Raw genomic sequence first — 14,187 nt, 5'->3', positions numbered from 1 at the left:
CGAGCGAACGGCGCGCTACGGTCAGGTGCCGGCAGACGAAGGATGCCGGCAACAGCCGTGAATGAGGCCGCCGTCAGTCAGACTGGGGGTATTGATGGGTTGTGCCGGGCCCTGGATATCGATGCGGATCGCCCGGTCGGGGCGAGGGCCGTGGTATTGATGAGGCCAGCCCACTCACTGGAGCAGGTCACCTCGCCAGCGAGTCGGCGACTTGCCAAATTGCGCGCTGAACCAGCGGGAGAAGGTGCTTACCTCGGAGAACCCAACCAGGATCGCGACCTGGGACACGGGATATCGATGATCCCCAAGGTAGCGGCTGGCCAAGCCACGCCGGACGTCATTCACCAGGGAGGAGAACTCTTCGCCTTCCTGCTCAAGCCGTCGTTGCAGCGTGCGGGCGCTCAGTCCGAGCTTCTCGCCAACCTGGTCGATACCGCTTCGCCCCCGCGGCAAAAGCAAGTGGACCGTGCGACGCACATTGGAGGCCATGGAAACCTGCCTGCCGACCGAGCTATGGTCAAGAAACTCCTTGGCGTAGCGCGAGAGGCTCACGTCGCCCAGCGGATTGGGCCGGTCAAGGTCCTGGCGGTCCAATACGATGCCGTCAAAGTCGCAGCCAAATTCGACCCTTGTGCCAAACAGTCGATGGTGAATATGGAGACTTGCGGGCGCAGGATGCGAGAAGTGTACGCTCCGCGGCTTCCACCGTCCCCCAAGCATCGATTTCATCAGCGACAGAAGCGCGCCGACCGAAAGCTCGACAGGCTGCCGTCCCGGATTCGGCCTCTCCGTAATCAGCTGCTGATGGACGACGGCGATCTCATCGCTTTCTTCAACGTGGACAGTGACGGACTCGCTGAGGAGATGACGGTATGTCTCCACCTGCCCCAGTGCATGACGCAGCGTCGGCTGGTGCTGGAGCAGCAGGCTGATGGGGCCGAAATCGGACAGCCGCCACGCCTCAGCCATCAGCAGGCCTACGGAAGAGCAGCTGGACGCCTGCTCGGTGGATTCAAGCACCTTCGCCAGCCATGATTCCGGAACATGCAGGTCCGGCGAAAGGATGCATGTCCGGTCGGCACCGACGTGGTGGATCATGCGCTCCGGGTCGACGCCCAGGGTCCGGGCAATCTCGGAGTACTTGACCAGGAGGGCGCTGCGAATCAGGGTACTCATATAATCACTCGGGCGAATCTTTTGGCAACTGAATCCATCGCCGCGTCGGCGAGGAGCAACGGCGCATGCAATTCGTCACTGGGCGGCGGCGTTGCTGAAGCTGAAGGTATTTAAGAGCACGGGCTGTGTCAAGACTCCTATATAGAAGTTGGGGTAAACACCTGCGCCTGGCAGATGTCACCTGCTTCGCCCGGTCTGCGTTCCACCGCCAGTTGGCAACGCCCGTCGCCCGTCGCCCGGATCAGCGCTCAGAACGTCTTGCGCAGGAAGCCCTGGTTGCCGCCGTTGCGATTGGGCGCGAAGCCGTTCTCCTGCAGAGATTCCTCCACCGTGTCGAAGAAAACGCCGATCCTGGAGATCTCGCGCGCCTGCTTTGCGGTGGCGATCTCGCGGCCGAATTCGCGCGAGATGCCCACCAGCTGCTCGATCTGCTTCACGGTGCTCATCTTCTCCGTGCGCGACTGGTTCCACAGACAATCCTCGGTGCCGCAGCGCACGTGCAAGCCCATGGCAATGCCCATCATGTTGACCGGCAGTACGTTGCGCACGTTGCTTTCCACCGTGACCACCGCGCTATCGGGCACTGCGCGAATGAAGTTGGCGAGACTGTAGACACTGGGCGTGTCCATGCCGCCGGCAATTGCTACCCAGTTCATGACCAGCGGGCCTTTGTAGAAGCCGCGGCGCATCAGCCGCTCGACCGACTCAAAGCTGTTGAGGTTGTAGCACTGGAATGCACTCTGAATGCCCTTGGCCGTCAGGCGGCGGACGTGCTCCTCTACCCACCCTGGCTGCGCAGGCACTGTCATTTCCTTGTAGGCGTCGAAGATGGCGGGATTCGCGCGCGACGTGCCCCTGAAATCCGCATCTTCGGCCTGATCGGTGACGTTCATCTGCGAGGTGTTGACGGTCACCGTGACCTGGTCCGGCGTCGGTTCCAGCTCGGCAAGCATGTGGCGGGTATCGTCAGCCAGCCACTTGGCGGCCTGGCCTTCGTTCTCGGGGGCGAAGGAGATGGAACCGCCGACCTGAATGATCATTTCAGGCACCGCCTTGCGTACGCCGGCGATCAGTTCGTTGAACATGGACAGGCGCTTGCTGCCCCGGCCATCGAGTTCGCGCACATGCAGGTGCAGCACCGTGGCACCCGCGTTGTAGCAGTCCACCGCCTTCTGGATCTGGTCTTCCATCGTGACCGGGATGTCCTCAGGAAAGTCAGCAGGCAACCAACCAGGTGCATAGGGCGCAGCCGTAATGATCAGCGGTTGCTGGTTTTCGGGAAAGAGGTGGCCGTCGAGGAAATTCATGGTGGTTCTCCAAGGGGAAGGGCTGTTGTCGGTTCGGTAGGAGATGTCGCCCGGCTGGTATTCGCCGGGCGCCTTGGCGGGGCCCGGCCCGCCAGCGTCATGCAGGCGCCGGCCATCCGCTTCATGCGTATGTCTGCGTCATCCGGCTTTGATCCGGTGGCTTGAGTATCTGGGGCAGCCGCAATCAACGCTTGCTAATCCGGGACATTCATTTGCTTATTCGGGACAAGGTGCCAGCGCCAGCGATGGAGCCATCCCTGGCTACGATGCCCAAGGTCTGGGCGATCTCGGCGTACCAGATCAGAGGCGCGCTGCGCGCCAACGCGCCCATGAAGTCACCTTGTGAAGTCTGGACCGGGTGGTGCCGGGCACCTCAATTGTCGCGATCCGCAAGATTCTGTCGTGCGAAGCAAAGCGCCCGGAGGAGTGAGCCCACAGAATCTGGTCGAAGGCCATTTCAGAGCCGGGCCGCTGCATCAAAGCAAGTTGGCCCTGGAACCAGGAAACGCAATCAACACCTGGAGTGAGACATGCAGCTTCCCGACGACTCTCTGCTGCCCCGTGCGCGCCGTTGTTCCCACCCCGGCTGACGCACCTGTTCGCCCCGGGCTGATCCCGGGGGCATTGCCGCCCGAAGTACCCAGTCGCCACCACAGCCGGCAAGCCGCTGGCACCACGAAAGGAACTGCGATGAAGCGCGTCCCCCTGATTGCACGCCAGACCCTGGCGCTCACGATTGCATTTGTTCCACTGTTGTCGACCGCGCAAGCGGCGAATGCCGCCGAATGGCCGACCAGGCCCGTGCGGATCATCGTTGGTGCCCCTCCGGGCGGCACGGCCGATATCGTGGCGCGCCTCTTTGCGCATGAGTTGCAACGCCCGCTTGGACAGGCTGTGATCGTCGACAACAAGGCCGGCGCAGCGGGAACCATCGGCGTCCATGGCCTGCTGTCGGCGCCACGGGACGGATACACATTCCTGTTGATTCAAAAGGGTATTGCCTCGGAAGTGCCCCACACCATGCAGACGTCTTACGATCCGTTCAAGGACATAGTTCCAATTACACAGCTTACCCGGCAGGGCCTCGTACTCGTCGGCAATCCTGGCCTGCCCGCGAAAAACCTGGGCGAACTGATCACGTATGTCAAGGCGAACCCGGGTAAGGTCGACTATGCGAATTTCGGTGTCGGCTTGCGTGGCCAGACCATCGGTGTGCAATTCAATCGTCTTGCCGGACTGACTACGGGCACCGTGAGCTACAAGGGATCGCCACCTGCGCTGCAAGACGTAATGGGGGGACACGTTCCGCTCATGTTCGACGGTCCGGCAACTTCGCTTCCATTCATCAAGGCAGGGAAGCTCAAGGCATTTGCCATTGCCTACCCCAAGCGGATCTCCGCGCTTCCTGATCTACCGACCTTTGCCGAGCTGGGATTTCCCGCCCTCAAGGAAGTCAGCTGGATGGGGCTCTGGTCAGCGCCAGGCGTACCGTCAGCCGTGGTGGCCAGGATGCGCGACGCCACGCTCAAGGTGATGCAATCGCCCGACATCCGGAAGAAGATCGAAGACCTCGGTATGGAGATCGGTTCGCCGGCAACCAGCGAAGAGCTTTCCGCAGACGTGCGTGAATCCTCCGAACGTCAGGGCGAGCTGTTGCGCTCGATCAACTTCAAGCCCGAATGATGATTCAGACGCCGAAGCGATGGCCGGGGCTCAGACAGAGCGCCAAGGACGTGGGGGAGCAAGCGATGTTGCACACAAGGCAGGACTTTCCGCCGGCGCACGTAGATTCCGGCAAGGGATCCACCGGGATTGTGTCGCCGGAAACGTCCCTCTGGTACAACCTGGAAGTCACTGCGCAGCGTTTCCCGCACAAGACCGCAATTCACTGCTATGGCTATGCGCTCAGCTTTCGCGATCTGCATGCGCAAGCCTTGGCGATTGCCGGATGGCTTCAGCATGAAGCCGGCGTCGGGAAAGGCGATCGGGTGTTGCTGTATATGCAGAACTGCCCGCAGTTCATCGTTGCCTACTACGCAATCCTGCGCGCCGGGGCGGTTGTTGTGCCGGTCAACCCAATGAACAAGGCCGACGAGTTCCATCATTACGTGACGGACAGCGAGGCTCGGATGGTCGTGTGTGCAGCGGACGCCTTCGAAACGGGCATTAGCGCGGACCTGCTGTCGGCTGGCCATCTTCAACGCGTGCTGGTGACCCGCTATGCGGACGAACTACCCGATGTCGATGCTGTGCCCGGGCCTTCGCTGCCGGCGTGGATGACGCAGGCGTATGAGCTGCCTGTGTGGGCTGCCGGCAAGGTATCGCTTTGGTCCGATGCGCTTGCGGCTCGGTATGTCCCTGCACGGCATGACGCCGAAGTCGATGACATGGCTGTCATGCCCTATACCTCCGGCACCACGGGCGCTCCCAAAGGTTGCATCCATACGCATCGATCCGTCATGCATAACGCGATCGGCAACTGCCTCTGGTCGGCATGCGGGGCCGAATCGGTTGTGCTTTCGGTACTGCCGTTGTTTCACGTGAGCGGCATGCAACATGGCATGAACGCACCGATCTACTGCGGGGCCACGATTGTGATGCTGCCCCGCTGGGACCGCGACGCTGCGGGCCAGCTCATCTCGCAGCATGGGGTTACCCACTGGATGGGCAATCCGACCATGGTGATCGACCTCCTTGCCAGCGCGAATCTTGAGCGATTCAATTTCACGACCCTGCGCCACGTTGGCGGGGGAGGGGCGGCCATGCCGCAAGCGGTTGCGGAACGTCTGAAACAACAGTTCGGGCTCAGTTACCTGGAAGGATACGGCCTGTCGGAAACAATGGCCGCCACACACAACAATCCGAGCCATCGGCCTAAGCAGCAATGTCTCGGTCTGCCGACCTTCAACACTGAAGCCCGCGTGGTCGACCCGACGACGCTCACGGTACTGCCGGTCGGGGAAGTCGGTGAAATCATCGTCAGCGGACCGCAGGTATTCAAGGGTTATTGGGGCAAGCCAGATGCTACCCGGGACGCTTTCATCGAACTGGAAGGACGGAGCTACTTCCGGACAGGCGATCTGGGCACCGTGGATGAGGACGGCTACTACTTCATCACTGATCGCCTGAAGCGGATGATCAACGTGTCCGGCTTCAAGGTATGGCCCTCCGAAGTCGAGAACCTGCTTTACAAGCACCCCGCCGTGCAGGATGCCTGCATCATCGGCTCGCGCGACACCTACCGCGGGGAGACTGTGAAAGCCTTGGTGGTGCTCAAGTCCACCGCGAAGGAAACCACACCGGAAGAGATCATCAATTGGGCCAGGAGCAACATGGCGGCCTACAAGTACCCACGGGTGGTGGAATTCGTCGACGCATTGCCCAAGTCCAGCACGGGCAAGGTGATGTGGCGACAGCTGCAAGATCTGGAAAACAGCCGTGCCGCGGCCAATCTAAAGTCATAACGGAATTGCTCTGATTTGCAGCCCGAATCGCAAACGCATTCCGCTTGCCTCCATGCCCGCCTCGATGGGCGGAAACGTCCGCGTAGGGCTCGAGGACTCGCTCTGGGATGGGCCGGGTCGGCTCGCCACGGGCAACGCGCAGCAAGTGCAGCGCATTGTCTCGATCCTGAGATCGCTGAATCTGGAAGTCGCGACGCCTGATGAAACGCGCGACATGCTGCAACTGAAAGGAAAACATGCCGTCGCGTTTTGACCCGCCTGTGTGCGTGCCCGCGCACCGTTCCTCGTCCTCGCTCCCAGTCGTCGTGGTGCTCCGGGGCGTTCGCGGAACCTATGCAACACGTCGGTAAACTGATTCGCAGTGCGAGCCTGAACGGCTACATCGAGTTGATGGAGTCGCTCGGGCGCGATCCCTGCGCTTTCCTGCGAGCAGTGGGGCTGTCAGCACGGCTGCTCGAAGACCCTGAGACGCTCATCCCCAGCCACGCCGTGCGCGAATTGCTCGAAGTCACCGTGCGCGCTACCGGCGTGGAAGACCTTGCCCTGCGGCTGGCGGCGCGGCGCACCTTCTCTAACCTGGGGCCCATCAGCCTGGTGCTGAAGGAAGAGCCTACCCCACGGCAGGCGCTCGATACCTTGCGCCGCTACCTGAAGCTGCTTAGCGCCACGCTGATCACCAGCATCGAAGATGCCGGGCAGGCCGTCATCATCCGCGAAGATCTTCTGCCCAGCCCGGGGCTGGCCACGCGGCAGGCAATGGAATTGGTGGTCGGCGTGAAGTTCCGCACCCTGCGCGAGCTGATCGGACCCCGGTGGCGGCCGCTGGAGGTTTGCTTCACGCATCGCCCGCCGGTCGACGTGTCGGCGCACCGCGCCTTCTTCGGCCGCAGCCCGAAGTTCAATCAGCCATTCAACGGGCTGGTCTGCGTGGCGGCCGATCTGCAGTTGCCGCGCACGCCTGACAATCCGGGCGCCGCGCGTTTCGCGCGGGACTACCTTGAGGCGGCGCTGCGGCGCCGCGACGAAGGCCTCCGCGAATCATGCCGGGAACTGATCCTGGCCTTGCTCCCGGGAGGACGCTGCACTACTCAGCAGGTGGCACTTCTTCTTCGCATCGATCGCCGCACGCTGCACCGCTACCTCAGTGCGGAAGGGCTGACATTCTCAGCCCTGCTTAGCGAGGTGCGCTCGGAACTGGTGATGCGCCACCTGAAAGAGAGCGACCTGCCGGTCGCCGAGGTCGCCAGCCTGCTGGGTTTTTCGGCGCAAAGCAGCTTCAGCCACTGGTTCCACACCGCTTTTGGCTGCAGCGCCACGGACTGGCGCAAGCGGATGGCATGCCAGGCTGCACCACCCTTGATGGACCGTGACGGAGCATGAAGAGAAATGGGCATATGCGCTGGACGATGCCGGGAGCCAATGCTTGGCTGCAGGTGAAAAGTGCCGTCTCAGTGGTGGCCCGGGGGCAGCACTAGCGCTTCCCCCCTATTCTGTAATCAGGATGCCCGCGCGCCAGCGCAGACGTACGAGTTCAATGAGGCTGTCATCGAACATGGCCGCTATCTGTAAGCGATTGTTAGGCAGCCCCCATGATGGCGTTTGAAACAAAAAAAGCCCTTACATGCGAAGGGCTTTTCTGGATTGTTGCTTATGCGCGCGAGCGACTAAAGGGCACGAATCTTGGAAGCCTGTAGACCTTTCGGACCCTCTTTGACTTCGAACTCGACTCTGGCGCCTTCTTCCAGCGATTTGAATCCAGTGCCCAGGATTTCCGTGTGATGTGCAAACAAATCCTTGCCGCCACCATCCGGCGTGATGAAGCCAAAGCCCTTTTCGTTGTTGAACCACTTCACGATTCCCGTCGCCATCTCATCCTCGCATCGCTGAATAGAAGCCATTGCAGAACGTGAGAATAATGTGAGCAACATTACTCTTCCGAGTGCGTTCTGCGACGACAAGCATAACTGAATCTGGCGACTATAGCCAAGATGCGCTTGCTGGGGTTTTCCACGAGAGTCGCGCGCTTCGTGGTCCAAGAGGACGAGGCAAGAGCGAAATGTTTGGCCGCGGGTGTCCTGGCTGGTTGCCTTCGAACCCATCCCGCCCAATCAGCACTGGGTTCATTCGAGAGCGTAGGTGGTGGTCCTCGTGTCAGGCGGCGCAATGACGTCTCTCTCCTCGGATTTGGGGTGTATCACACTGTGATAGCTATGCGGGCACTTGGGAACGCGCGTCCCGTGTACGGCAGATGGACGAGAAACTACCTTAGGTATTTTCATATGTGATTTCGAGGTATATTGAACCTAATGTGGTGTACAGGTAAGATTGCCTTTCGACGCGCGATGACAAGCGTCGCACCAGCCAGAACTCGCGTTCGCGAGATAAGAGAGTCGGGGCACAAGCCAGGCTTGCTGCCACAGACTGCAGTCGTAGTCCCCAGGAAACATAGACGTTTGTCTAGGAGACGATGATGCTGAGTCCCCATGAGTTCGCCACACTCGTACTGGTAAACGAGACCCCCGACCAAGTCGACCTGGATGTCGAAGACGTGGCGGCGCTGCTGGAAAATCAGCTCGTCACCCTCGAGAAGCTTGGCCCAAGCTGCAGACGGCCGCGAGTTGCCCTCCAAGGGTATGTTGTCCTCAAGGCCTTCGGGCGTTCCCGTGGAAGAACTTGTCAGACAGCGCCTGCCTCACGATGAGACCTGACGCGGCGCTCGTCGGAGGTGCCTGCCGAAACGGTCGCGCTTTCAAGCTTTAGGTAGTCGAGATGCATCACAAGACCGCCTACCATGCAGCGGTCGTTTTTACCGAACTCGGTCTCAAATGTGCTGTCGTCGGACGGCGCAGGGCTGGGGTCGCACTAAGGAGATGAAAGATGAATCAGTTTTCCCCAGAGAAAATCGTGGAAGCGCAAAAGGCAAGTCTCGAAACCTTCGTTGGTCTGACGAGCAAGGCCTTCGATGGCTTTGAGAGATTGCTTGAGCTGAATCTCCAAACCATGAGGTCCACGTTAGCAGAGACACGGGAAGGCATGAAGCGGGCCTTGTCGGTCAAAGACCCACAGGAGTTGATGGCATTGCAAATCGAGCTGCTGCAACCCGTGGCCGAAAAGTCCTTGTCGTATCGCCGCCATTTTCTTGAGATCGCGGCGTCTACAAGGGCCGAGTTCGACAAGGTCGCCGAAGCCCACTACGAGGCCAACAAGCGTGGAGTCCAGAGCCTAGTGGAAAGCGTTGGAAACGCCGGGCCCGCGGGCTCCGAGGCGGTGTTCGCTGCCGTGCAAACCGCTATCAATGCAACTACTACGTTGTACGAAACCGTGCAGTCGACGACCAAGCAAGCGGTGCAGGTTGCTGAGAACAGTTTCGATACCGCCGCAGATGCAGCGGCCAAGGTCGTGCAGCATCGCATGGCGCAGACATCCCGGGCAGCTAAGGCGTAACTCGCTATGGAAGCCGCAGTGCCGTGCATCATTGCGGTGCTGCGGAACAATAAAAGACTTGCGACACGCTGTTGGCTGGCCGCGCGGCGGGCAACGTCGCAAGCGACATAGAGGGATGGAGATGACTAAGAGGATTGCCGTGGTAACGGGAGGCATGGGTGGGCTGGGCGAGGCTATCAGTACCAAACTACAGGACGCAGGTTGTACGGTGGTTGTGACCCATTCCCCGAGCAACGCCGGCGTCGCAAGCTGGCTGGAGCGGATGGCGGCGGAAGAGCGCCGATTCCATGCCTATCCTGTTGACGTTGCGGATCATGAGTCGTGTCAGGAATGTGTCGGGCAGATTCGAGAGGAGATAGGTCCAATCGATATTCTGATTAACAACGCAGGGATTACGCGAGACGCGAGTTTCAGAAAGATGGAGAAAGTCGATTGGGATGCGGTCATGCGGACCAATCTCGATTCGGTGTTCAATATGACAAAGCCGGTGTGCGATGAGATGGTCAAGCGCGGCTGGGGGCGCATCATCAATGTGTCATCCATCATCGGCTCGAAGGGCGGTTTTGGCCAAACCAACTACGCTGCAGCCAAGGCCGGCATGCATGGCTTCACGAAGTCGTTGGCGCTCGAGGTCGCCAAGAATGGTGTGACCGTCAACACCGTTTCGCCCGGATTCATCGCAACAAGGATGGTGATGGCTGTACCCTAGGAGATCCTGGACACCAAAGTTATTCCACACATCCCAGTTGGCCGCTTGGGTGAGCCTGAGGAGGTCGCAGCGTTGGTCGTGTATTTGTGCTCGCGCGAAGCAGCTTTCTTGACCGGCGCAAACATTGCCATCAACGGTGGGCAGCATCTCCAGTAAGCTGGTTTGCCCGGGCCCAAACAGGGCCGGGCATCATTGCATCGCCGCGCCGATCGCTGCTTAGGTTGCTATCGCGCTAGGCCAATTGCTCCGCGCCCTGGTTGCGCGAGGGAATTGTGCGACCCAACCCTATCGGGTGCTTATGTATGCAGCAAATAGCGCCGGCTGCAAACCGCGCAATTCCTTGCGCCGTTCAACGAGCTCATGGTGGCGACCGTGCCGCTCCAGGTTCAGCAGTTCGAGCAGCAGGCGCATCGCACGCTCAGGCGAGCTTTGAGTCGACTGTTGTGTCTGACGCAGCAGGTTCGCGAGGCCAGGCTTCTCGATCAACGCCCAGGCGGGAAACCACACCAGATCCTCGACGGCACCATCGCCCTCAAAGCGAGAGTCGAACGTCTTGCGCAGCATAGTCAGACAGGAGTCCTTTAGGCGGTGCACCAGTCCGTCAAGACGGCTTGCCGAAAGCCACGCGAGCTCGGCCAACAGCGGCCAGATGGCTTCCAGTCCGTGCTGGTGATATTGCGCCTCTGCCATCCAGCAAAGCGTCGTTGGAATGCGGCGCCACGATGCAATACGTGCGACGGCTTCTTGTGCCCCGACCCAGTCCCCGACCTTGATCCACAAGGGCGCTGCATGGGCATCGTGCTCGTTGCGGCACAACGGCAAGTGCTCAGCTGCGTGCGCGAGCGCTCGCCAAAGCGGCACGAGCCATGCGCTGCCGGCAGTGTCACCAAACACGCGGGCAGCAGCCGGCACGACCTCGCGGGTTATCTCGCCATGCGCACGTCGTAGTGCATCGTGGTCGCTAAAACGCGCTGGCCTTTGATCCTCGAGGGCCCGAGTCAGCGTACTAAGGGCAGGGAGAAGATCGTCGGAAGGACACTCGCTGAGCAATAGCTGCAACGCACCACGCGCAGCAACCGCATCGCGGCGCTGCAGGGCGTCGGCAACATCATTGCGTAGCATCACATCGCGGCTGTGAGCAAAGATATCGAGTTGCATCGACTTCAACACCCAGAATAATGTGACCGTTCACGGCATGAGGAGGAATTCTAATCCATCCGGCGGCTCAGGAGCAGGTGGGGAGTGGCCGCATCAGCGGCGACCAGGCGGAAACCTCGCCGGCGCGGCCAATGTATGGATACGCGCTGGGGTAGCCAATGGGATGCCAGGGGGGTGTTTACTCTGTCCATACCGAATCCACTTCCCGCATCAAGCGCCCGGCGAGAATATAGTCGCCCAGCTTGGATGCCTTTGCCTCGAGGGTCTTCCTCATTCTGCACTTGGTAACTCGCATTGATTTCACCCATTCAGCTGCTATCGCGCCTTTCGTGACGGGAGAAGAATAGGCCGGGAGGGTTGTATTCACAGAAGCTATCTCTGTTCCGGCTAAGATCATCCGGGAGTCGTATCTGGGTTTTCCCGCTATCCACTAGCTTGGCGGAAGTGTTATCCTAGAAGCCGCAATCTTTAGGAATCGAATTGCTAAACGTTTTCTGCGTTCAGCTCGCGTACGACACGAGGAGATGCCGGAAATGATGAGAAGCGTGCAGATTCGAGTGGCAGGAGAAACGGATTGGCCTGCTATCGTGGATGTTCTTGAGTGTTGTGGATTGCCTAACGATGTCGTCGATCAAGCATTGCGCTTCTTTCATCTCGCCGTATTAGATGAGCGGGTAGTCGGTTGTGCTTGCGCCGAGCAATATGGAGAGACGGTTGTTGTGCGGTCCGTTGGTGTGCTTCAAGAGTATCGTGGTCATCAAATTGCGACGCACCTTGTCGGCAGCATACTGACGCGCGCTCGCGCGGATGGATGTACCAAGGCGGTACTCATCACCGCTGGCCGGCTCGGCCTCTCTAATCACTGCGATTTTTCGCTCGCGGAGCTCGAATCCATGCCGGAGGAAGTTCGGCTATCCAAGACGTTCGTGGGAAGATTTGGCGGGGGGAGGACATTCAAGATTTCCATGGGCTAGCTTCGTGCACGACTTGCCGGGAGGAGTCAATATCTCGCGCAAGTCAGCGCGGATGGTTAGCCAGGAAGCCGCACACTCAAGCGAGATCCACCACGTCGCCAAGCACCACGCGCAAAGCGGGGCCGGCTTCGAAGTCAGCTCGGCTTTGCCTCTGAATATCAGGACCCAAGTCCGACGCTCGGCGGACGGGCTGCAGTGACTGAAAGCGAAGCGGGCGCTGGAGAGCGATTCGTCCACCACCAGTCCAGTCTCGCGAGCGCTTGTGTGCGGGGCTTAGTGGGCGGGTTCCTGAAACTGGGATCGGAACGTCAGAGCGTGAGTCTTGCGGCTGCAAGCCCAGGGCCGTCGAAGGTTAGGATCGTTCCGAGGGCATTCAGCATAGAAAGAAGTGCGGGCGACAAAAGCCAGGCGGGCTTCTCTGGGCCAAGGCTTGGATCGCGATCAGGTTGGTTCCAACTCGACCGTGACTCGCTTTCCAGCTGCCCTTGCTGCGCTAATCAAGGGCTCGCGTTAGGCGGGGGCCAAAAACAGGAGACAAAGCAACTGCTCTATCGGAAGAGCCGAGTATCCCTTGCGAGCGTCTGCCTGATTGTTAAAATGCAATTAATCGCCAAATTTCTGCCCCAACAAGAAACCGGCGCTTGGCAACCCAGGGGCGCAGGCCGGCCAGCGCGCGCTGCAGGCACTTGGTGGTCGTCGGGTCGTTGACCCGGTGGTCTGCCGTCGACGGGTTGAGCATGATGAAGCCCAGGGCTGGCTGCGTACGGTCCCACTCGCGCCAGAGGCGATAGCGGTACTGCTCGCAGTCGGAGAGAATCGCGCCGGCCTCGCCGTCGATGGTCTGCGTGGTCAGGTGCTTCATGCTAGGATTTCCTCCATATGGCTCTCCGACATCCATACAGGGAGGCGGAAATGGCGATAGTCGAGGACGACAACCAAGAAACCGAGTTTTGGGAGGCCGTGCGCATAGCGGCGGACGCTCGTTACCAGGCAGAGCAGGCTGCGAAGATGCGACGGACTATCGGCTGGGCCTTGGGACTTTCTATCGCAGGTCTGTGCTTGGCGCTTGTAGCTCTCCGACGACACCAGAACACTGTGCGGCTGTTTGGCTTGGGTGAGGGAAAGGAGAATGAATAGCGGCTTTCTGCTCACTCCACGATCCATCTGAAACGATGGGAGGTTGCTATGTCGAGCCATATCTTCGTCGAAGAAGGGGATTACCACTGCCATTGCACGGTCTGGGAGTCGCATACCGGCATCTGGCAGGCATCGGTATTGTTCGAGCGGAAGATCGATCACACGAATGAGTTCATCCCTGGCTTGCGGCACAAGATCAAAGCCCAATTCAGTAGCAGGGAAGAGGCGATGCGCGAAGCCATTGCCTACGCAAAGGCTTGCGTCGAGAACACTCAGACAGGGCTGTAATATGGTGTCGCCGCTCATTGCAGGACCTCCTTGGCAGCAGCGGGGCGGCGCAATACGGCCGGGAGCCAGCGACGGCCCTCCAGATGCTGCTCAGCAGCTGAGACCATGGCCTCTTTCTTCATCGTGGCAATGCTTGCGGCGGGTTCCTGGTTGACCGCCTCGCGAACCGCCTCCATCCGTCGAGCCTTGGGTACGTTGGCCAAGTAGGAGCCGGCGGTGGGTTGCCACCAGTCCCCCATGTCCAATTCGACGGCCGCAGCGAGCTGATGCGCATTCTCGTGCACGGCCGATTCTTCGCGCGTGGCCTGGTGATCCAGAATCAGACTGCCAAGGAGATGGGAAAAGTCCTTGGCATTAGCTCTCGAACTGTCGAGGTCCTTCTGAGCAAAGCTTTTGAAAAAGCTCAACGCCCCGTCGACAGCTGTTCTGATCAAGTATCTTCCCGCTTAGGCGCAATACTGTTAACAAATTCGAATTTGTGTTAACTTTCAAGCCTCTGCAACAACAAGAAGAGCTTGAAGGATGGCAAG

The 14,187-nt window shown here is 59.9% G+C and carries 13 protein-coding genes and 2 pseudogenes; 7 read left to right on the top strand and 8 right to left on the bottom strand.

The window, feature by feature from the left end; translation table 11 throughout:
• Positions 1-174: 174 nt before the first annotated feature.
• Both ACGLHR_RS09055 and ACGLHR_RS09050 read right to left on the bottom strand, forming a co-directional pair.
• Positions 175-1,176 (bottom strand): AraC family transcriptional regulator, encoded by a 1,002-nt coding sequence (locus ACGLHR_RS09055; protein ID WP_400093327.1) that lies wholly within the window; start codon positions 1,174-1,176, stop codon positions 175-177.
• A gap of 248 nt (positions 1,177-1,424) precedes the next feature.
• Positions 1,425-2,483, bottom strand: coding sequence for a 3-keto-5-aminohexanoate cleavage protein (locus ACGLHR_RS09050; RefSeq protein ID WP_400093325.1), 1,059 nt, complete (start codon positions 2,481-2,483; stop codon positions 1,425-1,427).
• Positions 2,484-3,173: 690 nt separating this feature from the next.
• Between ACGLHR_RS09050 and ACGLHR_RS09045 the strand changes: the two genes are divergently transcribed.
• The 4 genes from ACGLHR_RS09045 to ACGLHR_RS09030 all read left to right on the top strand — a co-directional run bounded on the left by ACGLHR_RS09045 (position 3,174) and on the right by ACGLHR_RS09030 (position 7,327).
• Positions 3,174-4,166, top strand: coding sequence for a Bug family tripartite tricarboxylate transporter substrate binding protein (locus tag ACGLHR_RS09045; protein WP_400093323.1), 993 nt, complete (start codon positions 3,174-3,176; stop codon positions 4,164-4,166).
• A 65-nt stretch (positions 4,167-4,231) separates the two neighbouring features.
• The gene (locus ACGLHR_RS09040) at positions 4,232-5,947 is read left to right on the top strand and encodes a long-chain fatty acid--CoA ligase (protein ID WP_400093423.1); all 1,716 of its coding nucleotides are present in this window, start codon (positions 4,232-4,234) and stop codon (positions 5,945-5,947) included.
• Between the two features lie 4 nt (positions 5,948-5,951).
• Complete coding sequence (locus ACGLHR_RS09035) at positions 5,952-6,200, top strand: 3-keto-5-aminohexanoate cleavage protein (RefSeq protein WP_400093422.1); 249 nt, start codon at positions 5,952-5,954, stop codon at positions 6,198-6,200.
• A gap of 80 nt (positions 6,201-6,280) precedes the next feature.
• The gene (locus ACGLHR_RS09030; RefSeq protein WP_400093322.1) at positions 6,281-7,327 is read left to right on the top strand and encodes an AraC family transcriptional regulator; all 1,047 of its coding nucleotides are present in this window, start codon (positions 6,281-6,283) and stop codon (positions 7,325-7,327) included.
• A 284-nt stretch (positions 7,328-7,611) separates the two neighbouring features.
• On the opposite strand, the gene ACGLHR_RS09025 is transcribed toward ACGLHR_RS09030, so the two are convergent.
• Positions 7,612-7,815, bottom strand: coding sequence for a cold-shock protein (locus ACGLHR_RS09025; RefSeq protein ID WP_400093421.1), 204 nt, complete (start codon positions 7,813-7,815; stop codon positions 7,612-7,614).
• A gap of 1,009 nt (positions 7,816-8,824) precedes the next feature.
• Between ACGLHR_RS09025 and ACGLHR_RS09020 the strand changes: the two genes are divergently transcribed.
• Both ACGLHR_RS09020 and phbB read left to right on the top strand, forming a co-directional pair.
• Complete coding sequence (locus ACGLHR_RS09020; RefSeq protein WP_400093320.1) at positions 8,825-9,391, top strand: phasin family protein; 567 nt, start codon at positions 8,825-8,827, stop codon at positions 9,389-9,391.
• 121 nt (positions 9,392-9,512) lie between these two features.
• Positions 9,513-10,256 (top strand): annotated as a pseudogene (gene phbB, locus ACGLHR_RS09015) (acetoacetyl-CoA reductase).
• Between the two features lie 129 nt (positions 10,257-10,385).
• Here phbB and ACGLHR_RS09010 read toward each other — a convergent pair.
• A complete protein-coding gene (locus tag ACGLHR_RS09010) occupies positions 10,386-11,258 on the bottom strand; it encodes a hypothetical protein (protein WP_400093319.1) in 873 nt (290 codons plus the stop codon).
• A 178-nt stretch (positions 11,259-11,436) separates the two neighbouring features.
• Positions 11,437-11,520 (bottom strand): annotated as a pseudogene (locus tag ACGLHR_RS09005) (PHA-granule associated protein 4); the annotation flags it as partial.
• Between the two features lie 271 nt (positions 11,521-11,791).
• Between ACGLHR_RS09005 and ACGLHR_RS09000 the strand changes: the two are divergent.
• On the top strand, positions 11,792-12,232 hold the full coding sequence (locus ACGLHR_RS09000; RefSeq protein WP_400093318.1) for a GNAT family N-acetyltransferase: 441 nt from the start codon (positions 11,792-11,794) through the stop codon (positions 12,230-12,232).
• A gap of 592 nt (positions 12,233-12,824) precedes the next feature.
• Here ACGLHR_RS09000 and ACGLHR_RS08995 read toward each other — a convergent pair.
• The 3 genes from ACGLHR_RS08995 to ACGLHR_RS08985 are packed head-to-tail and all read right to left on the bottom strand — an operon-like array spanning position 12,825 to position 14,091.
• Positions 12,825-13,094, bottom strand: a complete 270-nt coding sequence (locus tag ACGLHR_RS08995) for a DUF1643 domain-containing protein (RefSeq protein WP_400093317.1) — start codon at positions 13,092-13,094, stop codon at positions 12,825-12,827.
• A complete protein-coding gene (locus ACGLHR_RS08990) occupies positions 13,091-13,675 on the bottom strand; it encodes a hypothetical protein (protein ID WP_400093316.1) in 585 nt (194 codons plus the stop codon). Before ACGLHR_RS08990 ends, ACGLHR_RS08995 begins: the two co-directional genes overlap by 4 nt.
• The gene (locus tag ACGLHR_RS08985) at positions 13,672-14,091 is read right to left on the bottom strand and encodes a hypothetical protein (protein WP_400093315.1); all 420 of its coding nucleotides are present in this window, start codon (positions 14,089-14,091) and stop codon (positions 13,672-13,674) included. The genes ACGLHR_RS08990 and ACGLHR_RS08985 overlap by 4 nt, the downstream gene beginning before the upstream one ends.
• Positions 14,092-14,187: the final 96 nt, after the last annotated feature.

The sequence above is a fragment of the Cupriavidus sp. CuC1 genome, assembly GCF_044627735.1.
Taxonomy (GTDB): Bacteria; Pseudomonadota; Gammaproteobacteria; order Burkholderiales; family Burkholderiaceae; genus Cupriavidus; species Cupriavidus ulmosensis.
This window is presented reverse-complemented; position numbering and strand designations above follow the sequence as displayed.